This is a genomic window from Nocardia sp. NPDC051911, from assembly GCF_040681035.1.
GTDB classification, from domain to species: Bacteria; Actinomycetota; Actinomycetes; order Mycobacteriales; family Mycobacteriaceae; genus Nocardia; species Nocardia sichangensis.
The window spans coordinates 63196-89021 of the sequence record NZ_JBFAXY010000023.1 but is presented as its reverse complement, the minus strand read 5'-3'; the positions used below and the strand labels follow the sequence as shown (position 1 = coordinate 89021).

The window sequence follows — 25826 nt, the reverse complement described above, 5'->3', positions numbered from 1 at the left end:
TCGCCGAGTCTCGCGTCGCGTGGCAGCAACCTATCTCATTCGAGATGGGCATACCCAACAAGATTTATGGCGAACTATCAGCAAATATATTGCGCCGCGTCAGACCACCAGCCCGTGGCGGTCGAGGAAGCGCTGTTCGAACGCGGCGACGAATTGCCTATGATCGATGGCCGACGACGAGTGCACGAATTCGCCGTCGTCGGCGATATAGAACACCGCTCGGTGGGCTGGTGTGTTCTCGGGAGCGGGCACGTGCACCATCCAGCCGAAGCGCAAGCGGTCGGCGGTCAGCTGCGCCAGCGGGTATCCGGTGGTGTCCAGCTGCCGACCGGTGATGTAGTCCCGTACCTGGCTGATCGCCTGTTCGGCGGGCATCGGCTCGGGCGCCGTGGACAGCAGTCCTGCGGCCGAGAATTGATAGAGCGCGCCGTCGATGTCGAAACGGCTGTCATCGCCGAAGACTGCGATCAGCGCCGCTCGCGTCACCCCTCCCGTCTCGGCGGCGGACAGTAAGGCTCCGATGGCCTCCGACGCGTCCTGATCCGGGAGCAGGCCCGCCACGATCTTGATGGTCGTTTCCCGCGTCCACACGCCCGGCACCGCGGGCGCGCATTCCTGCGCGGACGGTGACTGCCCGCGGTACCAGCGCCCCGCTTCCCACCAGTAGCAGAAGGACAGCAGGCCCGAAGCAGCCCGCGGATTCAAAACCGGGTCGGCGACCCAATCCGGCGCGCCGCCGTACAGCTCCGGCATCGGTGCGCCCGCGTTGTACACGGCGTCCAAGATCGGCGCATTCCATACTCCGCCGGACAACACGGCTCGCCCGGCCGGAAGCGCGTGCAACGTCGACCCACCGCGTGCGGTGCCTTCGAACACGCCGACCCAGGGCAGCATCCGCGGACCCCATTCCGACTTCGCGGCCACGAAGGCCGCCGCGATGGTCGTCCATCGGGCCCACATCTGCGGGAACGGCGGGAACTCGTTTTCCGCGAGCACCGCCCACACCTGCTCGGCCCGGTCGGCGCGCGCTTGGGCGGCGGCCTGCTGTGGAGTGCGCCGCTGCCGGTCGCCGTGGCCGATATAGGCGGCCAACCACACAGGTACTTTCCGGCGCGGATACGCCTCGAGATCGGCCCGATATGCCTCCGGGACGAACAGCTGACCGTCCGGGAAGGGCTCGTCGCCGTAGTCGTATTCGACGTCGATCTCGCCGGAAATCCGCAGCGCGATCGTCATCCGCCACCACGGTTCCCGACCGGAGCTTGCGGCGACCGCACGATGCTCTCGCACCAGGGCAAGCGTCGGCTCCGGCGGGTCCACCGGCATCACTTGCTCGCCGACTGTGTACACGAGCTGGGCGAGTTCACCCGCCACCGTGACCGCGAACACCGCGTCCACCCGCTGCCAGCCCGTCGGCGCGTGCGCCGCCAGCGCACGAGCAAGCGGGTGTTCGGCGGTCAGCCCACCGGGTTCGTCTGGCACATCGTCCTCCGTATCGATACCGAGCTACTGGTCGCGCCGCACACGGCCGGGTAAGCAGTATCCGTCTGTGCCGGCGACGCGAACGTCGAAGATAGCCGGGACGCGACGGGTGTCAATCTGCTTCACGGTCGCCATGAGCGGAGAATTTCGAGTTGCGCGCGTGGCGGCAGCAACTTGGTATGACCGGATAGCTGACGTACCTGGATCACGGCCTCAGTGAATTCGGTGTCGATGAATTCGATCAGTTGAGGAGTGAGTTGTCCGGCGGCAGCGAGCGGCGCCAGTTTGACGGTGTCGTTCATGACCCGCTTGAATTTTTCGACCCGGGCGAATCTGACCATGTCGGGGCCACCGAGTTCGCGGGGCACCTCGATCCCGGAAATGAGATGGCCCAACCGGGCCCAGTCGTAGGCGCCCGGGCCGGTGACGGCGAGTTCCCAGTCGAGCAGTGTTACGTGGAGCTCGTTGCTGATGAGGAAGTTTCCCCCGTTCGGGTCGGCATGCAGGATGTGGTGGCGGGAGTCCCGCATCAATCGAGCATCATCGATCAGGGGCTCGAAAGGATTTCCAGGGAGCAGGCCGAACTCATCGAATAGGCGACCGAACTGGTCATAGTGCGGTCGATAGAAATTTTCTGTGTACCAATCGATATGGTTCAGGTACCACCCGCCGGTGTCACCCCTCGCGACGCCCGGTGGTGTCAGTTGAACCAGCAGCGGATGGTTCTCCGGCATCGCGCGTAGCTGCTCGTGGATGTTCGCGAAGGTCCGCAGTATCAGACCATGATGGGATCGGATCGTCCTCACGTCGGCTCGCCGGAATGTCTCGGCGAGATTGTTTCCCCGCGCGAGCCTTTCGATGAGAATCGGCGCCGATTCGTCGATGACGCGCCCGTCCGGCATGCGGCCGGTGACGACTTGCAGCAGTTGAGGTGCGTTCCGAACGTATCGGGAGATCGCGGGGAGGGTTCTGTGTTCGGGGCCGAAACGTGGGTCGTAGCTGCCGGTGCCGGAGTGACCGATGCGCAGGACCAAGCCGAGGTCTTCGAGGACGACAGTCGTGTTATATGTCCCCGACAGCGCATCGTGGAGCAGTGGTTGCGCTGCTCGGTACACCGCCAGGCCCTCGTCGCGAGTCATGGTCGATCCCCGGCTGCCCTCCAGCGGTCGGTATTCGTGCGCGGAGAGCAGCTGAGAGAGATCGCGGACGGCGGTGGGCGTCTCGATCAGCGGAGCAGTTGATCGGCTGGAGACGTCGGGCGCGGTTTCGATGTCGGCGTCTTGTCCGACAGTGATCAACCCTATGGTGTTCGGGTCCCCGTTCTGGTCGCGGTGGGGGTTGAGCGTGTACACATGTTCGGTGCCGATATGGAGCTGACTGGCGGTGAGTAGCCGGTCGCCGGACGAGCCGGGGACGAGAACGATCTGGTCCACGGCTCGACTGAGCAGCAGAGTATCGGTGGCGGAGCGCAGTACACCGATGCCGTCGCCGTGCCCGATCACGGTGAACAGTCGCAGCGCATGAGACCAGCTGTCGTCGCGGTCGTCGAGGGCCAATTCGCGGGTTGCGTCATAGACGATGAGTTCCCGCGCCACGATGTCCCCGGCTACGTCTCGGGCTTCCACGACGTTGTCCGTTGCCACAGCGTGCGGCCCCGCGGTGTGCGAAGGCGCGGCGACCCCACGCGGTGAGCCGACAGTGAACATGATCGCTACGCGGGAGTCGCGGGGCGCGTGCTCCCGCGCCTTCTCGTACTGCTGGCAGGCGCGAACCGACCAGTGCGACAGATCGGTGAGAGGTGTGTCGGCGCCGGTGACGTTGAACGCCGTGAACGACGCGCTGTCGGCTTCGCCGATCGAGACGACAGCTCGGCCCGTGCCGCCTTCCGCTACGGGATCGTAGGAGACCAGCAGTACGGGTGGCGAACTGGATCCGGGGATGGCGAGTCCGTGGGCACCGCGTCTGAGTTCTGCCAACTCGTCGCGGAGCACGGCGAGTTCGAGTCGGCGCTCGGGCGCGACCCGGGGAGATTCGAGGTCACGGGCGAGCGACAGCCGATTCGCCAGATCGCGGGCTCGATACTGGATGCCTGCGGCAGCCCCGATGAGGTGTGGATACTGTCTCAGCACCGCCAATTGCATCTGCGACACCGAAAAGTCCGTGGCTCCCGCCAGCAGGGTGCCGATCGGTACGTGCCCGCTGGTCCATCTTCCGAGTTTGTACCACCAGCGCATGTTCTTCCCGACGCTGTCGAACACGCCATCGAACAGATCAGGGGAGTCGCTGTGGCGCAGCAATGACCGAATATCGGCCTCCGAACCGTGGACTTGTTGCAGCAAGTCGAGCGCGGTTGCTGCGTGTGCACGTTCGTCAGCGGTGGTACGCCAGTCCCACGGTAGGTCGGCGTCCAGACGGTGCCACTCGCGAGCGTAGTCGATCCCCGGACTCTGACTGCCCAGTCCCCACAGCGCCCGTACTCCCCAGCGGAATGACAGGTTGAGGGCGGAGTCCAATTCGTCGCTGAAATAGTCCGACAGGATTTCGTGCATTTGCCGCGCTCGAACTTCGAGCGGACGGTGGGAATTCGCGTCGACGATGTCTTCGTACAGTCTGTGTACGCTGTCGGCGGCGTCCTGGAGCGCATAGATGGCAAAGTTGTCTGTGAAGCGAGTGGTGGCGTCGGCCAGCAAGTCGTCGACCTGCCTCAGGTAATCCAGCCCCAAGGCGGAATTGCTCGTGGGGAGCAGGTAGAACGCCGCATCGAGTAGATCCGGCAGGGCAGTGGCGATCGTCGCGGCGAACAGTCGGTCCGAGCCGGTTCGCGCCCGATCGAGCGCAGCGGCGTGGACGGGCAGCGACTCGAAGATTGCCTCGTACCTCGGTGAGAAGACCTCACCGGATCGCAGCTGTAGCAGCGCGTCCATGACATATGCCCAGTCCGCGACCATTCGAGCCACCGTCCCGCCGCGCACCCCGTCCCCCAGGAAGGACTCCACCAGCCGCGAATGTTCCGGAACGAGGGCGTCACCCGGTGGGAATGAACTCTCCTCGAGCCCGATGCCGGGCTGGTCGGCCTCCTCGATATGGCGTGCTATTTCCGCGACATGCGCCGGGACCGTATGCTGCCCCGCAGCCACAGACCAGCGGTGCGCAGTGGATGTGCGGGTCACAGCGTATGCGGCGTCGAGCACGGCGGTCATGGCGCTGTGCAGGTCGGCAACGGTACGTCGGTTCGCTTGCAGCCAAGGCGCGATAGCGAACAACTCCCGGTAAGTGGTCGGGGTGGTAGCAGGAACACTGTCGCTGAAGCGGAAAGTCACTTCCGTCACGATCGCGCCCAAAAGGCGTGCGGGATCGATCACATGGTCGGTCACCGGTGCCGGACCGCCGCGATGAATAGCCGCTATCCGCTCGGTGACCGTGTGGGTGAACATGGCCAGCAGGTGGCGAAGGTTGTCGTCGGAGAGGCGTGCGGCCCAATCCCTGAGGCCGTCGAATGTGGCCTCGACACGGAAGGTCGACAGCGCAGCGCGGGCGATTCGCTCGGCTTCGCTTCGTCCGTCGCCGAACACGCCGCCGTTCGGGTCAGCTGGATTCGCGGCATGCGCCACTACGCCGGCGGGCACACCGCGCCGCACGCCGCCCAAGGGATCCGTTACCGCCGGGCCCGGACCGAAACCGAGCCCATCCAGACCACGGGCACGTTGCGGTGGAAGATCCAGCACCACAGCCGGATCGAAGGCCGCCCGCGGATCGGTGCCGGGTCGGAACGCGTGCGCCCGCGGGGCGGTCCGTTGGCCACGCGCCACACTTCGCGGGTCGCCCGGTGGCGCGGGACGGCTACGGGACTCGCGGCCCCCCTCGATCGGTTCATCGCCGGGTACCGGCTCCGCGCCAGGCGCATGCGGTGACTGCACTGTGCTGGGTTCGGCTTCGAGTGTGGTGACGGCCTTTTGCTGCGCTACTTGCTGTGAGTGGTCACCGGTCTCGACTGGGGCGGCGGCAACGGACAGGGCTCGGCGAGTAGACGGATGGGGACGGTACTCCGCGGCGCCGTCCCCGGCTGGGCCGGGCGTAACGATCAGTTTGCGGCCGCCCAGGCTGCGGTGCGCCTCTGGTAGAGCCTCAGCGATTTTCCGGCAAGCCGCACAGCTGTCCAAGTGATCCTTGACCTCGGCGCCGACCCTGCGTCCCAGACCTCTGAGCACCCACGTGCCGAGCCGCTCCGCTGTGGTGCGGCACGCCTGCGGTAGGTAATGGGAGAGTTCGTGGAGCAGTACCCGTCCAGCCGCTACACCCTGGCCGCGGAGGTATGGACGGACGACATCATCCAAGTACTGCACTTCCAGCCGCTTGGAGGCGATCTTGTCGAAGATGGCGACCGTCAGGTAGCGGGTGAGCAGGAAATCCGGCGACTGCGGCTCCAATTCGCGGCAGCCGGGGAAGTGCAGCGTCCACAGCGCGTCGTGGTCGAACATCAGCCACAGTGCGTACTCTTCCGGAGTGAGGACGGGGTCGTGCCCTCCCACCAGTAGTTCGTAACCTTCTACATAGCGCCCCGCCACCATGAGGTTGTGGCCCTCCGCGCGTAACAATCGCCCGCCGTTGTAGGCCATCTTTCCCTGGCGGATCAGCTTGGTCTGAGGTAACTCATCCCCCGACACCGCCGCCCAGAAACGCCCGAACGGCGATCTCTCCTCGACATTCGCGCGCGATGCCTCGCGTACCTCCGTGTCATACGGCATGGTCCGGTTCTTCCCGGCGTCGATCTCCCCACGGCCCGGAATGACCCGTCGCTGCGCGATCGTCGGCGGCCCGGGAGTCGTATTGGGCACCCCGAGCAGTCTCTCGGCTCCGAGCGTCAACCGCACGGCCGCGTCGAGCCCCGCATAGAGCGGGGTCCGCCGGATCGCCCGCCTCCTCATCCATGTTTTTCGCACATCGCTTTCGATCCACTCCCGGCCGGACAGCTCGCCCTCCCGAGGCAGCGGGAATTCCCAGAAGTAATGGAAGATCTCCTTCCACGGGCGCAGCCGTTCCATGAGTTCTTCGAGCGATGGATCGGCGGGTATCACGTGCGCGGCGGGCACGATCAGGCTGTTGGCCGGGTCGGCGGGCACGATCAGGCCACTGGGAGTCACTCGAATGCCGTTGCCGGCGTCCTCGCGTTCACCGGGCTGCCCAGTGCTGCCGACCGTACGAGATGCGGTCTCGTAGGCGCCGGAATGGGTTGCGGCTGTGGGCTCTACTTCCGGCGCGGGGTCGGCCCGCCCACCGGGCGGTCGGAACGCATGCCCGTCCGGCCTCACGTTCGGGCCGACAGCATGGACCATGCCGGGGTCGAATCGCTGTCCGCGTGTAGGCGGCACTGCCCCGATGCCCCAGGCTTTTCGATCGGGAATATCGAGCGCCAGTGGGACGGGGTCTGCTCCCATTGCCTGACTATGGTCGGGTTGGCTTTCCTGCGGTACGACCGCCCGGTTCTGCCGGGCAATATTTTTCATAGTTGCCGCGGACCTGGTCGCGGTGGTCTCGGATTCGGTTGGCGTCGAGCCGGTCCGGGCACCTCGTGAGTATTCGAGCAGCTTTGTCCGTCGCTGTTCGGCGGCGGCCACGGTCTCCGGCGAATGCGCGATGTCCATCGCCAGTACCTCGGATGGGAACGCCTGGATCATTGCCGCTCGTAATGCCGGTGTCAGCCGGTCGTTCCACCACGCCGCGAGGTCGGTCCCCGGTGGGCGTATGCCGGGTGTGGTCAGCCATTCGGGTGTCGCGTCCGTTCCGAGTTCCAGCAGCGCGTCCGCCCACAGGAGGCGCTGGTCCGTGAGGAAATGCTCGACCGCGGGTCGCGGTCCGATCAGCCGATGGATTGCCTGGGCGAGATGGTCCTCCTCGTACCGCAATATCTCATCGAGGATGATTCTCCCGGTGTCCGGCGTGAGTCCACCGTGTCGTTCGATACTCGGACCGATCCGTGTGCCGAACACTATCAACGCGAGGACATCACTCAGCAGGTACGACCAATATTGACCCGCATATGTGCCGAAGGAGCCCCATTCGACGAAGAGGTGGCGGAACCATTGGGAGGGATAGGGATTTCCGACCTCCGGAAAAAATATTCCCGCGTCGGTGAGTACGGCTTTCTCGAATTCCTCCACTATTATCCGGGGGTCGTCCCCTCGAGGGACCTGTGCGGAAGACAACGAGCTCCACGCCAGGTCGATGTACGCGCCCGCGAGTCGGACAATCGTGCCACTGCCCCGGTACGCCGTTCGCCACTCGTCCAGTTTCTCGAGCATCTCGGGTGGCATCGGTTCGCCGGTTCCGTGGTGCACCGCGTAGTTCGCGACTACGTCGGGATGCTTCCAGAACTGCTGGAAAACCTTGGCCACGAACTCGATCCAGGCGAAACTCAGGTGGCGCTTGGCCGGATCGCGGGTGCCCTCGCCGAGCAGATAGTGCAGTGCGTGCCCGAACTCGTGAAACAGCGTGTCCACCTCGTTCGGAGCCAGCAAGGTCGGTCTTCCGGTGGGTGGCTTCCCGATGTTCAGGTGGACGCCGATCAGCGGTCTCTGGCCGTTCGGTGTGAATTTCAGGCGAATCGGGTCGGTCCATGCGCCACCATTCTTGCCCTCACGTGCGTACGGGTCGAAGTAGAAGTTGGTGAGGTGCTGTCCTTGCTTGTCGCGGACGGCGAATACGCGGACGTCTTCGTGCCAGACCGGTGGCTTGCTATGTCCATCGAATTCTGCGATATCGAGTTCGAACAAATCCTTGGCAAGTCGGAATACACCATCTTCCAGTACGCGGTCGAGCTCGAAGAACTCGCTCATCCTCTGCTCGTCGATTCCGACTCGGCGACGGACCAGGATGTCGATGGCGCGATATCGATCCCACGGCCGGATACTCTCTTCGCCGATGGCTTCGGCGAGAAGCGGGAAATCGATCCGCGCTGCCGTCGCCGCCGCGCGGGCGATCCTGTCCAAAATGTACTTCACGGTCGGGATCGAGTCGAAGATGCCGGAGGACATCACATACTCGGCGTGATTGCGATGACCTCTTATTTCCGCCCGTTCGGCCGATCTCCGCACTTGATCCAGAACATTCTGGGAGTTGTCGTGGTCGCCGACGCCCAATGCGATGATCTTCTCGAGGATCCACTGACGCAGCGTGGGATCTTCCAGATAAGTCAAGAAGGGATACCCGATCCCACTGACGGTAGGGGGCTTCGGTAGGACGTAACCGCCGTCCTCCCCGGCGCGCGCTCGGGCGCTTTCTATCTGGTCTCCGGTCAGACCGCGCAGTGCGTCGGCGTCGTCGACGCGGATTTCGAACTTTTTGAGAGACTTTTCCTGATTGTCATTGTAGGCGGTCTGCAGTGCCGATAGTTCCGAGTTTATTTCGACGAGCCTTCGCTTTTCCTGGACGGAGAGATATATTCCCGAATTTTTGAAATCCCGGTACCTTCTCTCCACGTATCCGGATTCTGTTTCGCTGATATCCAGATCGTCTCTGTGTTCATGCAGGTACTCGAAAATCCTCGCCAACGCCGGATCGGCGAAGATCCGGCTTTCATGCGCATCCTTCAAGCCCGCGATCACCGGCTCGGCTTCCGCGGTCGCCGCATCCCGATCGGCCGCTGCTTTCTGGGCGAAGAGTTGTCTCACCGCGCCGAGTAACAGGCCTGATTCGGCGAACGGGCGCAGCGTGTTGTCCGCGGTCCACGGCCCTGGGTTCGCGACGATCTTCCCGATGGCGGCAAGGTGCACCCGCATCGCATATTCGAACACGGGCAGGAAATGCTCCGCTTCCATGCGATCGAAGGCCGGATCGCCGGCTGGGTCCAGCACCGCTGCCATCACGGGGTTCGTCGCCGGGTCGAGGCCGTCCGGCAGCACCGACGCGTCCTTCTCCTGCGAATCGGTGCGCTCTGCGGTCTCGATCAATGCGAGGGGTTCATGCGTCGCCGGATTGCCGCCGCGGGAGGACCCATCGCCTTCGTTATCGTCGACATCGGTGGTCAACTGCCGGGCCGCCATAGTTGCTTCGGCATCGCTGGGCTGGTCAGTGCCGCGCGGTGGTTTAGTGCTCGGGGATCGTGTTGTTGCGGAGTCGCTGTCGTTCCGTGCGTCCGGCTCAGTTCGGTCGACCGGAGGGTGCGCGGTGGAGGGGTTTTCGGCCTGTGGTTCGGCTTGCCGGGCAGGTCGGCCCCCGACTCCCCATCCCTCCGGGTTCGGGCCTTTCACATGGATGGGGCCAAATGGTTGCTCGGGTGGTTGTGGCACCACATCCAGCTGGTCGTTCCAGGCTCTGGGGCCGAAGGCATCGATTCCGAAGGCCGCGCGGTTGTCGGGTATCCAGCCCCGCGGCAGCGGCTTCGCCGGAGGTCGTCCCGCGACAGGGTTGCGGGCGGGTCCGGCAGGGGTGTCGCCCTCGGGCATCCCCGCTGTCGGGAGCGATGCTTCTTCCGAAGCGTTTCCACTCTCGGTCGGGACATCCCGTGGACTGGGATCATCGTCGCGTCCGATAATGCCTCTTTGCTCGGCTGCCGCCACGAGCGCGGCATGGTCACCATGGACTCCCAGCTTGAGCCGAATCCGTTCGAAGCTGTAATGCACCTTGTAGCGGGAGATGTGGGCTGCCTCCGCGACCTCGCTTGCCGATAGGCCTTTCGCGGTCAGCTCGAGCACTTCGAATTCGAGTCCGGTCAGACCATGTCGTGGGGACGGTTGCGCCTCAGCGCGCGCGATCGGCCATTGGGCTCGGCTTTTTACCCTCGTGCCCAACCCGGGTGTGCTGACCAGGTACCCCTCGGTGCTCAGGTGCCGATATGCCTTCTCCACAGGGTGTCTCGACATGTGCAGAGCTGCACCGAGTTGCTCGGCCTTGGGCAGCAATCGGCCGGTCAACCGGTCCGATAGCAGTGCATGACGCAACGCGGACAGGACCATTACGTGCAGTTCGCCCCCGGCTGCGTCCAGCAGCTCTCGTATCGACGCCTCCGCTGTGAAGATCTGCAGCATCTCTTCGGTGGTGACCGGCAGGGCGAGATTCGGTGGTGGTGCGCTGGGCCATTGATCGCGGCTCGCCACCGTGGTTCCGATCCCACGGGTAGATACCACGTAGCCCTCGCGGGAGAGCTGCCCATACGCATTGTCCACGACGGCTCTCGACGTGAGGCCCAGCTGCTCGGCGAGGGCAGCGGAGTTGGGCAGCATGCGCCCTTCGGCCAGCCGACCCGATAAAATCGCCCCCCGCAAACTCTGGGTCACCGCAGGTGTCCAACCGATATTCGCGACAAGCTCCGCCAGAGTTGCCCCGTCGAGATTCCGCAGTAACTCCGCCGCGCTCAATGGAAGTCTCCTGGCAAGAGCGTGCACGGCGCGGTACCTCAGCGACTTGGCAGCATCAGCTGTACGGTTTTCGCTGATCGCGGCGGTGGCATCGGCAACCGTCCGACCTTGCAGGAAACGAAGCTCCAGATACCGCGTGTAGTCGGGGTTGTCGAGTTGCCGGATGGTGTGCCGGAGCCGCCGGAACTGGCCCTCGTCCCCACGGGCGGCCGCTTCCAGGGCTGCCTCGGCCGCTTCCTTGACCACCGCGAAGGCGTCCGGTGCGTGCCGACTTGCATGCAGAGATTCGTTATCGGGCGTGCGGGCGCCGGTTGTGGGCGGGGGTTCGAGACGGGGACCGCGCCCACCGACCGCTCGTCCTTTCGGATGGCGGCCGATCGCATGTACCAGGCCGGGGTCGAATCTCTGCCCGCGTTGCGGCGGCACCGTCCCGACGCCCCAGGCTTTTCGTTCGGGAGTATCCAGTCCGAATCCCGTGGCGTCATCCGCGATCGCTTCCGGATTCCCGAGGTGCATGCCGGATTGCTGAGCCGGACCAGGGGAAGGCTCGCCGGAGCCGTGCCGGACTGTGATCGCGGTGAGCACCGTGCCGCCATTGACGTCGAAGTTCCCGTAAAACAGCGCCGGTGTAGCGGCGGAACTTTCTTTGGTCGCCGGATGTATCTCGAAGGAGCCGGAATTGGGGCGCGAAGGGGCGGGACTGAGGGTGACCTCCATATCGTTGTGATGTAGCTCGGTCCCGTCCAGCCGGAATTGCACGTCGATCGCGTTGTCTTTGACCGAGGCCAGAACTTGGGTCCAATAGATCCCGGGATACGCGGAAGCGAGGTCCCGCAGGTGGAAACGTTCCTGGTGCCGTGCGAGGCCCGGAATCGCAGAACGGCTCACCGGCACGTGATCTTTGGCGTCGAGGCCGACCGCGCGGTAGTCCTGGGCTGGGGCGAACGCAGCGGCTGCGTACCTGTCGGTGCCGGTGGTATCGCCCACCAGACTCGCCGGCCAGCGTGGTTCTCCGTTGGGCGCCAATGGGATGGGCTCGTTCTGCAGCCCGAGATCACGCAGCGCTTGCTCGGCCGTCAACCGCACGGTGAGCGCCGGGCTGCGCTGACTGTCAGAAATCTGGACGCCATGCACGTCAGCGGGCAGCACGTGTTGGATCAAGGGCGCGGGAGCTCCGGCAATAACACCGTTCTCAGCACCGTGCGACGCACTCCGCCCGGTTGACTCGCCTACGATCACACCGCTATCGACAGTGATCAGTCCGAGACGCAGGGCCTTCATGGCCATCGGCACCTGTTCGGAAATCCCGAGTTCCGCACCGATCCGCACAGCGCGTCGCTCGACGCTCTCTGGGGACGCCCGCCACTTGTGGGCGATCTGCTGGTAAGTCTTCCCTTCGGCGAGCAGCTGCAGCAGCTCTCTATCCTCTTCGGACACGTTGAAAAGAGTCGATTCCTCCGTACCGGTCTCGGTGAGAAATCCCCAGCGCTTGGCTTCGACCACGGTGGCGATCACGCCCACGGTGCCGAGCTTTTTAGCGGCAGTGGTGCGGTAATTCGTGACCGTCTCGGGCGTCAACCCGAGCCTCGCCGCGATCTCATTGCGCGACAGGCCTTCGAGGGTCAGATTCAGCACTTCGACCTCGCGCGGGAGGATTCCGATGTCGCCCATCGGTTTCGCTCGTTTGCGGGGACGCTCCACCGATTTCGGACGGTCTTCCGGCGGAGTGCGGTCGGTGACGACTGCGGGGTGGTCGCCCTGTGCGCCGGTCGTGCCGGGTGCGCTTTCGCGGTTTCGGCGTTGCGCGCCGCCGCCGTCGTTACGGACCATACCGAGTTCGGCCGCTTGCTCGCGGGTAAGGATGAGTTCGACGCCCTCGTCCAAGGGGTTGGTGTCCATATTCGCGACACCGATCAGGGGGATGCGACGTGATCTCGGTTCCGGTGCCGCGCTTTCCGCTGACTGCGGCTGCTGTGGGCCCTCGGCCGATCTGTCGACGTTGGCGGGCGGCGCAGTGCTGTGCGGAGATGCGGCCGGCGTCTTGGCGTGCCACGGGGTGCCGTGCGAGGCATTGCGAGCCTGCGGTAGTGCGGCATCGGCCTGCTGGCTGGGCGCGCTGGTCGCGGGGTTGCTCCGCGCAGCTCGATCCCAGGGGGTGCGGGTGACCGCGGCCGCTTGGGACGTTGTCGCCGCATCGCGCTCACGGCTCCATGGAGTATTCGGGTGAGGTTGTGTTGCTGACTCCGTTTTTCCTGCGGACGCGTTCGACAGCTCAGTGGGCTGCTCTCTCGTGGAGCCCGCCTGATCACCGACGGCCGGGGCAGCTACCACGTCCTCCCTCGGCACCCAGGCGACAGCCAGCACGATGCCATCTCGTACAAGGAAGCGGCCCCATACCTGTTGTACGGGCGGGCCCAGGAACTCCACGCCATCGGTAGGTAGCTGGGCCAGGAACGTGCCTGTGCCCAGGTCGAAAGCGATGTCGATGTCCGTCTCGGATATCGGCTCCCGCACCAAGGCGTCCGTGGCCTCGCTGACACTGTCTTTGGCCGCCCGCAGCAGCCTTTCCAATTGCATTCCACCGTGTACCCCTGAGGAGTTTCCGGCACGTTGCAGCCGCGTCCATTCAGCGGGGGTGGCGAACTCCATCGGTTCTCCGTCGGGGACGCCTCGAACCGAGAATGGCTCATTCGCTCCGACACCGATGCCTATTGCCCGGAAATACTCGGCGGGCCCGACTACTGCCGCGGCGTAATTGTCGAGCGCGAACAAGGGAGTGATAGCGCCGACCACGCCCGATGGCCATGGCAGCGGTCCGAAGGGGCGGAGCTGGGCTTCGAATCCGGGCGCGTCAGCCGCGGAGAGCCCTAGACGCCCCAACGCCAGACGACCGGACACGAATCCCGGATCGTCGCCCATATTCCGGACCTGTCGCTCTCCGAGCACCTCGTAAGCCAGGGCGCGAGGTGGCAGCAGGGAGTGAATCATCGCCTCGCCGAACTCGAGCCAGATACCTCTGACCCCTTGGAGCAACACAACGTCGCCGTCGTCCGCGTGTCGCAACGCCGTCAGTTCGTGTACCGCAGGCCACTTCGGGTTGTTGTCGATCACCTCGACGACGAATGCGCGCTCACCGTGCGTCGTCCCCTTGGTGCGCGCGGTAACGCGAACTTCGCCGCTGCTGGTGGTGAATGCATGCCACACGAGTTCCGCGACAGCGGACTGCACTTTCGATATCTGCTCGGCGCTGCGCCAGACCCGCACCACAGACAACCACTCGGCTACGGCTTTGGCCGCGTCCAACGCGGCATCCATCATCGCGGCGGTGGGCAGCCGTTCGCCATCCGCACCTCGGGGGCCGACCGAAAGCTCGAATCCAGGACGGCCGCTGCGCCGTCCTGGATTCACCATCAGGGCGTCTCCAGCCGGTCCGGGTTCCAGGAGCCGGTCGACCCATGTGGTGTCGTCCGGTCCCACTCGCACATGCCAGAGACGGCCCTGCGTTACCCCGGGAGCATGCAGGTGAAGCCCGACCCGGCTGACCAAGGTCGTCGGGTCGAACGCGATGAGGGGCACGCTGAACGCGTAGTTTCCCGCGTTCGCTCTGCGTTCGGCCCGCACCAAGCCCTCCCACAAGCGTGTCGCGTACCGCAGTTGTTGCCGCTCGGCCGCAGTGAGATCCATAGGCGAGCGCGAACCGAGAGTCTGTACGAGCGATTTCAGGGCCCGCTCGTTCGCCTTGTTCGTGGCCCATTCCGGGAGCAGGAACGCCTGCGAACCGATCTGGCGTGGATACACCTCGACCACTGCGGGTTGCTCTTCCGGGCTCAGGTCTTCCCACCACTCGGAGATCTCTGTGTCGGCCGGAGATTCACTGTGAGGGTCGTAGGGTCGCGTCATCCATGCGACGAGCGCATCCGATTCCGTCATGAGCAACGCTCGCTCTGCCATTTCGATATTGCCAGGAGTCGGCGGCTCCATTTCGCCGATAACAGTCGGCCGGTTAGCGATCGGGTGCTCGAGACGGTCGGCCACTACATCGGCTCGGAACTCCAGTTCGAGCAATCGCGTCACGGCGTCAACCAGACCGGCCATCTGTGGAGCCGCGACCGCTTCGCGGCCCAGTCGTCGGAATTCGAACAGCAGGTCTTCGGTCGCCGGGTCCGGGCGGTCCGTATACCGCTTCGTCACACCGAGAATGTCGGCCAGCTCCCCGTCGAGGCGGTCGTAACGCCTGGAGGCATGACCCCAATCCGCAAGCCCTCGGCGCGCCATCGCCAACTCGACGCCGACCGCTATACGCCGCGCGATCCACTGGAGAAGCTGTGCGATTTCCGCACGGGCCGCCACTCGGCTCCAGCCTTGCTCGTCCAGCAGGCGCAATTGGGCCTGGATGTGGTCGATCGCATTCAGGAGCACCGCCGGATCGTCCAGCGACTCTGCGGAGACACCGAGCCGTGCGGCCACGTCCTCTCGTGCCGTATGGCGTTCGGTCGTGGTGGTCGCGATCGCGGTCGATTCGGCCTGCGCAGACGGCGCGACGTCGCGAGTCGCGACCTCTGCCGACGGTGTTCGTTCGTCACCGCCGTCAGTGAGAGGCGGCCGGAGGTAGCCGTACACCTGCACTGTGTCGTCGGCTTCGAACGCGTAAGTCACCCGGCCGACGGCGCCCGGGATCCGGATGAGCAGCTCCGGTTTGCCGGTGATCGGCACCGATTCCACCCAGAGGGCCGGCGTGCCTTTTCGGGCCAGCAGGAAACCGATGTTGCTGTCTCGAAGCCGGTCGGACGGTATGGTGCCGATCTCGGCGGGAGAGTATTCGGCGATCGGCAGTGTCGCATCGACCAGGGATTGGGGATCCCTGACGGCATCCGGGTCGAGCGGGACCATGATCATCATGTCGTGGGGGAGCGGCATCAGTCCCATCGCGCGAACGACGCGTCGCACGCGATCCGGATCCTCGCGGTCGGCCCCTACGGATGTGCGGGCGTAATCGTTGATCGCCCTGTACCCGAACAGGCCGGAGGTCGGGTCCTTCGCCCACTGCAATGCTTGAAGGGTCTTTTCGTCGAGGCCGGCGACAATGCGGTTCCACCGGTCGCGCGCGAATTCGACGGCCGCTTCCGCGGTATCGAAAGTTGCTATATCAGAGGTCAATTCGGCGATCGCGGCAAAATGCTTTTCCGCAACGGTCAGGGTGTCGAACCGCTCCGGCCGCACGGCCCTGACGTGGACGTCACGATCTCCTTGCCTCTCGCCATCGTCGTCCACAGGCACTGCCGAGACCGGGTGTGATTCCGGGGCGCTGTCGAGATGGTCGTGGGCCAACTTGTCGAGACGCTGGGCTTCCGCATTCAGCTCGTGGAACGAAACGGCGTGTGCAACCAGACTGGTGAGCTCCAGCGCTGCGCCGGCCCGATCGGCATCCGCGGGCGAGGTTGCCTCGGCGATCATCTGCTCCAGCCGCGTGGCCACTTCGTCCGGGTCGAGACCGGGCGGAATCGCCAGCTCGTCGAGAACTTCGTCGCGCTTGCGCGTCAACTGTTCCGGCGGCGAGTCCGGCGTCAAGCCGTCCAGCAACTCCGCGGTGTCCTCGGCGAGGTTGTCGCGCAACTCACGCGTCTGCTCACGCCGGGAATACGCGTGGACGGCGTCCGCGAGCCGCCCGGCGTGCGCATCCCAAACAGCTACCAGTTCGGCCTGCTCGACCACCGTATTCAGCTGCGGATACCGCTCCTCGGCGATCTGGAGCAGCCGTGCGTCCTCCGGCGACCGGTTATCGACCGGTCCGCTACTCGTCTCGAGGATCACCGCCTCGAGGCGCTGGGTCACTTCATCCGGGGTCGCGTCTTCGGGGATGCCCAGTTCTTCGCGCAATTCGTCGCGTTCGCGGGTCAGCTCGACCAATTCGGCCGGATCGACCTCCAGCAGTTCGGCTATGTCGTCGCGCTCCGCGCGCGCCTCATCACGCCGCGCCTCGGCCTCCGCAAGTTCCTGGCGCACCACCTCCAGCCGCTCGGGCCGGTCCCGTCCGGGCCTTCCGAGTGCCCAGGCGTCCAGTCCGACATCGTCGCCGTAGCCTGTGAGGGTGCCGGGGATGTCGTTTCGACGAGGCTTTCTCCGAGGGCGGCTCTCCATCGCGTCTTCGGGGCGCACCGGTCCCTGATACGGAGGTACCGGACGGGCGGCGGGAGCTTCGGGATTCCCCGAAGGCTGGTCACCGGGCGCGCTGGTTGACGTATGCGTTTCGGAGTCGGTCGCGGTCGGAATGCTCTGCGGGCTGTCCGATGGGTGCCCCTCCGACAGCTGTCGCGGGCCGCTCGAGTACTCGGAGGCCATCGACCAGGGGATGCCTGCCTCGGCCAGGGCTGCCTGTAATGTCGCGTCCGGAGGCTCTCGATGGAACACCACATGGGCGATATCGGCGAGCGTGACACCATCGTGGATCTGGGCCTCGATGTAACTGTTGCGAAGGAACCGCTCTCCGGCGTAGTCGCGGTCGATGCCTTCGAGTCCGAAGTAGGCGAGCTCGCCATGGTTGCTCGGGGTGGCCGCGAACGACTCGGGCTGCGGATCGGTGACCCTGCTCGGGATGGCCTTCACGCCCCAGGGACTGCCGATGCTCGCCGTCGTCCTCGACGCCACCGCCGATTTGAGTACGACGTCCACGTCGCCGTGCTCGTCTGCCATATCGCCCTCGTGCTCCCACGAGCCACGGGTCGTGCGGACACGTGCGTATACCGGCCGCAATTCCACCGCGAGATCACGCGCGTAACCGAACAGCTCCTGTTCGAGTTCCGCCCTGCGCTCCAAATACGTTCGCCCGAGTAGGCTTCGAGCCGCGGTTTCGAAGACTGTCTTGAACCTGCGACTGGCGATGATGCGCTGGAGAGTCGCGGCTCTGACCCGAATGACGATCTCGCCGCTGAATGCCCGTTGTAGCTCCTCGGTCATCAGAGCGCGGAGTCGCTCCGGCGTGATGTCCAACTCCGCCGCCAACGCCGCGGCCCTGCGCTCATTGCCGACGTAACGCTCGGCGTAAGCACGCTCCCCGTCGTCGGGGATGCGCCGTTCCGCCTCGGCCCGCAGCTCCTGCGCCTGCGGATCATCCGCTTTCTCCGCATCGAGGATCCGGTGGAACAGCTCCACAGCTTCGTCGCTCGGCCGACGAAACTCCGGTACGGGACTGTCGGCGGCCGGGGGCTGGTTGTCCCCGTTGTGTGTGGATTCGGGTGACTCAGCGGTGTCGTTGGGCGAGGTGGTTTCGTCGCTCCCCGGGTGCGAGTTGCCGGTGGGTTCCTCGGGTTCGTCCATACCCGAGAGCTGGCCGGTGACGGGGTTCTTGTAGTTGACCACGCCCCACTCGAGTCCGTCCGGTCCGATGCCGCTTGTCGTTGTCCGGTGGCGCTTGCGTGCGGGACGCTCCGGTGCGAACGGATCGACGGCCTGAAAGGACACCACTGGGCCGGGAGACGGACTGCCGCCGCCGGGCCGCCATCGCTGCTCGGGACGGCTCGACGGAGCGTTGTCGCCAGGCGGGAACTTCGCACGTTGGGCAGCTACAGCGGTGATGTTGTCTTTCGTCCCGGCGTCGAAACCGAGTTGTACGAGGGCCGCGGACACGGCGAGCAGGTCGCCGGGAGACGCGGCCCACGCCTGGCGGACGACATGCGCGAGATCATCCGCGGTAGGGAACTCATCCAGCACACCATCGGAAATCAGCGCGACGATACCGTCCCCTTCCAGGTCGTCGAAGGTCCTGGCGTGGGACTCCATTCCGATTGCTTTCCTGCCGAGCGCGCGATTGATTCCCTCGGCCAATGCCGACCGTGACGCCTCCTCCTCGGACCACCCGAACATGTCCATCAGATCGGGGATATTGGAGTCGTCTCTGGTGAGTTGTTTCGCGGGACCGCCGTCCAGTGGGAGCCAGTACGCCCTGCTGTCGCCGACCCAGTCCACCGTGACCCGGTCTTCCTCGATCAGCGCCAGCACGATGGTGCACACCGGCGGATTGTCGTAACCGGCGTAGTCCGAAGCCGCCAGGTCGAGCACGAACTGCTGTGCCGCAGCCGTCGACTCCTGTGCGATAGCCAACGGATCGAATTCGCTTCCCGCTTCGATCCGGGACAAAGCCTCGACCGCATGGTCACGGGCCTTATCGGCCGCGCCGCGGGCAGCTCGATGGCTTTCCTTCGAACCGGATGTGCCATCCGTCAGGACCGCCACGGTCACCGGCTTGCCGTCGACCTCGACAGTGGCGATCGCGAACGCATCCATGTTCGTCGGATGTCGTCCGTCGGGTCCGCCGCCTATGTCGCTCAGACCGGCGACTCGAACCAGATTCGATTCGACGTGAGGGCGAGGTTCCGGGTCACCCGGATACGCTGGGTCCGGCCCGACTCGTACCGGCCGCTGCTCGGCTGAACTCGATGTCTGTCCGGCCTCCGGCCATTTCACGGGTTCGGGCTGCGGTGCCTGTTGCGGCTCGGCTGGTGCCTCTGGGTTGGGGACGGCGTCCTCGGGCTCACGGGGCGCTTCGGGCCACACGACTTGCTGCGGCTGTACCGGCGCACGGTTCGCCGGCTCGGGCTGCCCCTGTGCGGAGTTCGGCGGCGTGGCGATACGCGGATCAGGCGTACCGTTCTGTTGGGGCGCGGGTGGTGGTGCGATGCGGGGATCGGGCGCCGTGCCTTGCTGCCAGGGCGTCGGACTCGGCTTGTTCGGGCCGGCCGACGGAGCGCCGTCGCCGTCCGCGTTCGGAGGTGGGGGAGGGATCAGCACCCCGTTCTCGTCGAAGAGGGCGACCCAGGCCTTTCGTAGAATCGTGTCCAATCGCGCTGCGTTCGTGGCGCGCTCGATCGGCCGCAACTGGGCCACAGCGGGGTTGATCTCGATGATCGGGCCGCCGCTGTCCTTCGTCAGTACCAGCACCGTGTCGGTATTGAATTTCGTCAGCAATCGCACGATCGCGGTCGCCTTGGCGGGCATCTGGTCGACGAGGTCGAAAGCCTCGGTCAACGAATCGAGCTGATGCAGGTTCTGGTCGCCCACCGCCCGCGCGAGGTCTCCTCGGGAGTAAATGGGGCTGGTATCCCGCACTCCGGTGGGAATGGTGACGACCTGTCGTCCGTAGCGGTCGTTGACCACCTGGAATGCCAGTCGCGCCTCTTCTGGCTGGATGATTAATTCGGCACGCTCACCAGGTGGCGTTCCGCGCAGAGCGGACGGATCGGTGTGCCTCGGTGCGAGTGCCCGGCCGGTGCGGTCGCGCTCGGCGCGCAGGTCGTCGCGCCGACGCGTCAGCTCGGCGACGGCGGCGGGGGAAAGGTCCGGGTCGGCGAGCCGATGCTCCAAGCCGAGGACCGCCAGCTCCAGTGTGAGCCAACGGTGGGCGAGTGCGTCGAGTCGAGCTTTGTCGGCGGCCAGCCGCTCGTGCTCGGGCGTCCCCGGTTGGGAGTCTCCGAGCTGGACATACGCGGCCAGTCGTTCTCGGGGTACATCGGTTTGCGGTGGACCGTCTTGTGCCGCGAACTCGGCCGGTCCAGCCTCCACATCGTTCTGCTGGGGCGGGCCCAACGCTGTTTGCATCTGGGTAACCCGGGTGTCGGCTGAGTGATAGCGGTTCACCGCTTCGGTCGCCATCCGGATCTGCGTGGACAGGTCCGGATAGACCTGCCTGCTCGCCGCGTTGTTCGCGTCCATCAACGCGGCCAGCCACTCCTTCGCGGCATCGAAGTGGTGGACCAGCAGCGTGAGGCGTTCTCGGGGAACGGTCGTATTCGTCTGCCGCATCGCGGCCACCAATTCATCGAGGTGGCCGAGCATGTGCTGCAACTTCCGATTACGTGCCCTGTCCGCGTCCGTCGCCGCGGTGTCTTCGGTGGCGGCATCGAGTTCGGCCGCGATGCCTTCGCGCACCAGCCGGAGCGCGTCCAGGTCGACAGTGGCCAGTAGGCTGAAGAAACCGAGACTCGGCCGGGCCTCCGTCGGCGCGTCGCGCAACTCGGCCAACACTTGCTCGACCCGTTCGTCAGCCGCTCGGTGACGGTTCACGGCCTCCACCGCAAGCCGCTTCTGGTCTTCGACGCCCGGGTACACCTGGCCGTCGGTGGCATGGTGCGCGTCCATCAAGGCCGCCAGCCATTCCGCGGCGGCATGGAAATGGTGGACCAGCGGACGGAGTCGATCCGATGCGACGGTCTCTTCCGTTCGACCCAGCACCGCACGCAGCTCGTCGAGGTGCCCGAGCATGTCGTCCAGTCTCCGGAAGCGGGCCACGTCGGCAGGTTCCGCGGCCACACCCGTATCGAGGATGGCGGCATCACGTTCGGCCGCGACGCCCTCGCGAACCAACTCCAGCAGTCCGGGATCGACGGAGGCGAGCAACTGCTGCACCAAGGATTCGTCCGATTGAGCAGTCGCATCCACAGGTGTATCAGGAGGGTTCGTAGCTGAATGGGATTCGCGACCCTCCTCAGTCGTGTGAACTGGTAGTGCGGGAGCTGATCGAAATTCTGCTCTTTTGACAGCGGTTATTTCGTACCAGTCGTCTGGACGCTCCGATGAGAAAATATCTTCCTTGCCGATTCGGAATTCGATCTGTCCGAACCCCGCTTCTTCGAGTCTGTGGATGGTGGCGCCGCGGGCCGACGCATGTGTCATGTTCCTGATGCCCGGGCTCATCATCAGCTTGCCGCCAGGTTTCAGGACCCGGTTTACTTCGGTCATCGCGCCGGGCGACTCCAGGAGCACCGCCATCGGTGCCCGTTCCAGATAGACGACGTCGAAAACAGAATCCGGGATGGCGGACAGATCACGGACATCCGCGACGATATCCGGCTGGACCTGTGCAGCGATATTGACGAAAACCTCGCCGGGCTCGGCCAGCCGATAGGTGTGACCGCCGCCGACCACGAGCCGTGCCTCGACACCGGATCCCTGGATATCGCTCAGTAGTGCGGGAAGATCGGATGCGGGTTCGCTCCGAAGCCGATCCCGGCTACCCTTCCCGTCCGCATCGGTGTGCGCGGCGCCTTCTGGTCCATGCTCCGCGTAGCGGTTGTCCATGTCCCGGATCTGGCGCATTTCTCGGACACGCTGCGCCCGGAGGTCTTCGTGCCCGTCCGCGTCTTCCGGTGGCAGTCCCGCCTGTTCCCGGACCATGCGCACCAGTTGCTCTCGACGATCGCCGACATCGGCTCGGCTGCGCTGGTCGGCCGCAGGATCGGGGGCAGACGGCGAGAGCTCCGAGTGAGCGGTGCCCTCGTTTGTGTCGGCTGGCGCAGTGGCCGACGGTTCGTGCTCAGCGGCGGCCCGGGCAGGCGGTACGGCCGAATAGTCGCGGCCCAGCGGATCGTCCTCGTTGTGATGGAAGACGCGGTGGTCGAGCCCGACTCTGCGTCCGATGCGCTGGTTGCGGGCGGGGCGATCGAATATCGCATTCGGATCGACGTCGTCGTAGAAATACAGTGGTGCGTCGGGGGACGGCGCACCACCGCCTTGGGCCTGCCGATCCGGCGGGGATACCTCCCGGTCGTCGCGCTGCTCGGGCTCGGTGCTCTCCGCTGTCTCGCTGGTGGATGCACGCTCTTCGGGCTCGTCCTGGTCGGCTGGGTCGGGCCGGTCGAATACCGCACGCAGCACGCCGCTCGCCTGCTGGAGTATCCCACCTGCGTCGGCGATACCTATGCCCAACTCCTCGGCGGCGTCGGGCAGCGGAACTTCTTGAAGGAAGACCAGTTCGACCAGACGTTCAGCAGTACTCGGATTCGGGAGATCAGCTAGAGCCGAACGAATCACATTCGAGAACTCGCTGTCGATGGTGGCGAGCGTAGGGTCGGGCTCGCCCGCTGTGCCCGGATCCGTATCGCGGTCGGCGATATCGAGGGACCGATCTTCTCCCTTCTCCGATGCATTGAAGGACGTGGTTTTCCCGTGAATTATCTGCTGTGCGAAGGAGACTTCGGCGGGTGTCAGATCGAGTGCGCGTGCGATTTCGCCCTTCTCGGGCATGTACCCTGGATTGCCTTCGCTTCGTTTGTTGACATAGGTATAGACCCTGATCACCTGCAGACGTGTCGGTCTGTCGAGGTTCGGGAATCTCGATTCGAAGTACGCACTCAGCATCGCCCCGCGAGCCGAACGCCAGGCATGGGCAGCGAATGGAGGTCCGCCCGGTACATGGTTAGTGATCGCGCCCCGAATAGCGAGGCGGAAGCGTTGCGTGAGGTCTTCTCTGGATTCGGGTAATGTCCGCCAGCGATGAGCGGCGGCGTGTGCGATCCAGTCGTATTGCTCCCAAATTCGGTTGCGAATGGCCAATTCTTCCGCTGAGCCCGGCGCAGTATCGATGAGATCCCAGAAAATAGACTCATCCGCTCGGTCTTCGAGTGATTCGCCAGGTCGATGTTCAGGCTGAATGAATATCTCGATCGCGGATCGCGTAATTTCCCAGGGAATATTGGTCGCGAAACGGAATCTCCGCACGAAGTCGAGCGTGACTGTTCCGCCGTTCTCCACTGACGACACGGTCCAAGTGGTGCGGCCTACGCGCTGAGCAAGTTCGGACCGAGAGAGTTCGCGGAAGATGCGAACCGCCTTGACCCAGTCCCCGATCGCCGGGTAGTCGCCTGGAAGCGGAGTTGTTTCTCTGAAGTAATCTACAGCGCGGGTTTCGAACCGCGTCAGGGCTGTTCGAACGACGTCGTAAGGGATTCCGAGAGCGTCCACTATCTCGCGCAGTAACTTGATCCCGACTGGGCGATCGCTATCCTCTGTCATCCACACTAGAATGCGGGGGCGCTCGATGCTGTCGGCGAGCTCTTGTACGCTCCATCCACGGCGTTGTCGAATTTCCTTGATCCATTCGCCCAACGTCCGGAATTCTGGGTCGTCCGGGTTGGGAATGGTGAAACTTTGCTCGGCGGATCGGAGGGCTTCTTCAGAGATTCCCACGGCTGCACCGAAGGCCCGCAGGAATTCGGCAGTGATGGGTCCGCCGTTTTCTGCTCGCCAGACCGTCGACTCACCGCGAGCCATGTGCCGGGCAAGCTCTTCCTGACTCCAACCCCGGCGCTGGCGGTTGGCCTTCAGCCAGTCACCCAGCGACCGGTATTCGGGGTTGGTCGGGTCTGGAGCCGAGTCGCTGAAATGGTGCTCGAGCCGAGGAATGAAGCGCTGAACAGCGGACAACAGCGTGGCGTCGGAGATGGCGAGGGCTGTGCCGACAGACCGCAAGTGGTCGGGCGTGACTTGTCTACGGCCGTCCTCCGCGCTCATTACCGTGAAAACAGATCGATCTGCCCGATCGGCGAGTTCTTGCTGAGTCCATTCATGGTGTGTGCGGACGGCCTCGAGCCAGTCTCCTATCGACTGGAATGCGGAGTCGGCCGGGTCTGGGACAGGTTCGCGGAAATGATCCGCCAGCCTGGGTACGAAGCGTAGGACAGCGGACAGAATCGTGGGTTCCGGTATGCCGAGCCCCTCCCGGAATGCGCCCAGATAATCTGCTGTGACGCGGCGTCCGCTTTCGGCGTTCCGAACGGCACCGAGGCTCCGTCCGATACGCTCGGTGAGCTGCTGCTGAGTCAGCTCACGATGATGACGAATAGCGGTGAGCCAGTCGCTGATCGACTGGTATTCGAGATCGGCCGGGTCGGGGGCGGTGAAGTATTGCTCGACATACTGCAGCGTTTCGTCCGGTATGCCGAGCGTCTCGCCGAATGCCCGTCGATAATGTGAGGTGACGCTTCCGCCGTTCTCCACGGTTGTGACAGTTCCGCGATCGACGTTCATACGCTCGGCGAGCTGGACCACGGACAGGTTATGGCGCATGCGGTTGGCTCTGTACCAGTCGCCGATCGTCCGGTATCTGGGATCGGCCGGGGTCGGAGTCGATTCGAGGAAATGATCGGCGAGTTCGGGCGTGAAGTGCTGGACAGCGGAACGCAGGTCGTTGTCGGATATGCCGAGGGCTTCACTGACGGCCCGGAGGTAATCGGAGGTGACGCTACCGCCGTTCTCTGTTCGCACCACGTTGCTTTGAGCGCCATTCAGGCGGTCGGCCAATTGTTGGAGAGTGAGATTGCGGTACTGGCGGTAAGCCTTGAGCCAGTCTCCGATCGACTGGAGCATCGGGTCGGTCAGGTCGGGGGGCGATATGCCCAGACGCTGTGCCATGTGGGGTTCGAACCGTTGAACGGCCACCAGCAGAGTGCTTTCAGGTACGTCGAGGGCGTCTCCGAGGTCGCGCAGGAGACTGGGCGTGATGCGCCGCCCGTTTTCGGCATTGCGCGGAGCCTCCCTGTTGCGGCCCATGAGATCGGCGACTTCTTCTCGAGTCAGCCCCCGATGCTCCCGGACGGCCTTGAGCCAGTCTCCTATCGACTCGAACTGTGCCTCGGTCGGGTCCGGAACAGGCTCGGTCTGTCCCTTCTCGGCCTGTGTTTCACGTCCATGTGTGGACTCGGTCGCGACCGGCACTTCGGATTCCGCCGTGCTGGCTTGTTCGGTGGCCTGCTCATCCTGGAGGAAGCTTTCGCTTGGGAGTCGACTATTCGCGGGATCGCCGATTTGATCGTCGGGGGTCGCTGGAGGGTCGCTTTCCGCGTCGGGCGTCTGATCGCCGTCCGTGTGGGCCGGCGCGGTCGCGCTCTCGGTTGTGGTTTCGGAGCCTGGGGCACCGGGGCGCCCTCCGTTCGGTGAGTTGTCCGCCTCAATGGAATCGAGGTCGTCACCGCGTGGCCCATGCAGCTCGAACCAGGTGGATTTGCCGTTCTCGTGCGTGGTGGCCCCGTGGGCGTCCGACATCATGGCGACGAACTCGCCGCCGCGGCCACGTTCGGCATCCCAGTCCGGCATGCCGGTTCGCTCCGGAACGACTGTGCTGTCGTCGGTGACGGTGAATCGGGTTTTGCGGGTGTCGTCGGTATCCGTTGCCGTGGCGACGACCGCGACCTTGCCCTCGGTCCACCGCAGGGCATTCGCCAC

General features: G+C 64.9%; 2 protein-coding genes. Both read right to left on the bottom strand.

The window, feature by feature from the left end; genetic code table 11:
- Positions 1 to 99 precede the first annotated feature (99 nt).
- The gene (locus tag AB0L97_RS25860; RefSeq protein WP_364434138.1) at positions 100 to 1482 is read right to left on the bottom strand and encodes a hypothetical protein; all 1383 of its coding nucleotides are present in this window, start codon (positions 1480 to 1482) and stop codon (positions 100 to 102) included.
- 122 nt (positions 1483 to 1604) lie between these two features.
- A complete protein-coding gene (locus tag AB0L97_RS25855) occupies positions 1605 to 25826 on the bottom strand; it encodes a M3 family metallopeptidase (protein WP_364434135.1) in 24222 nt (8073 codons plus the stop codon).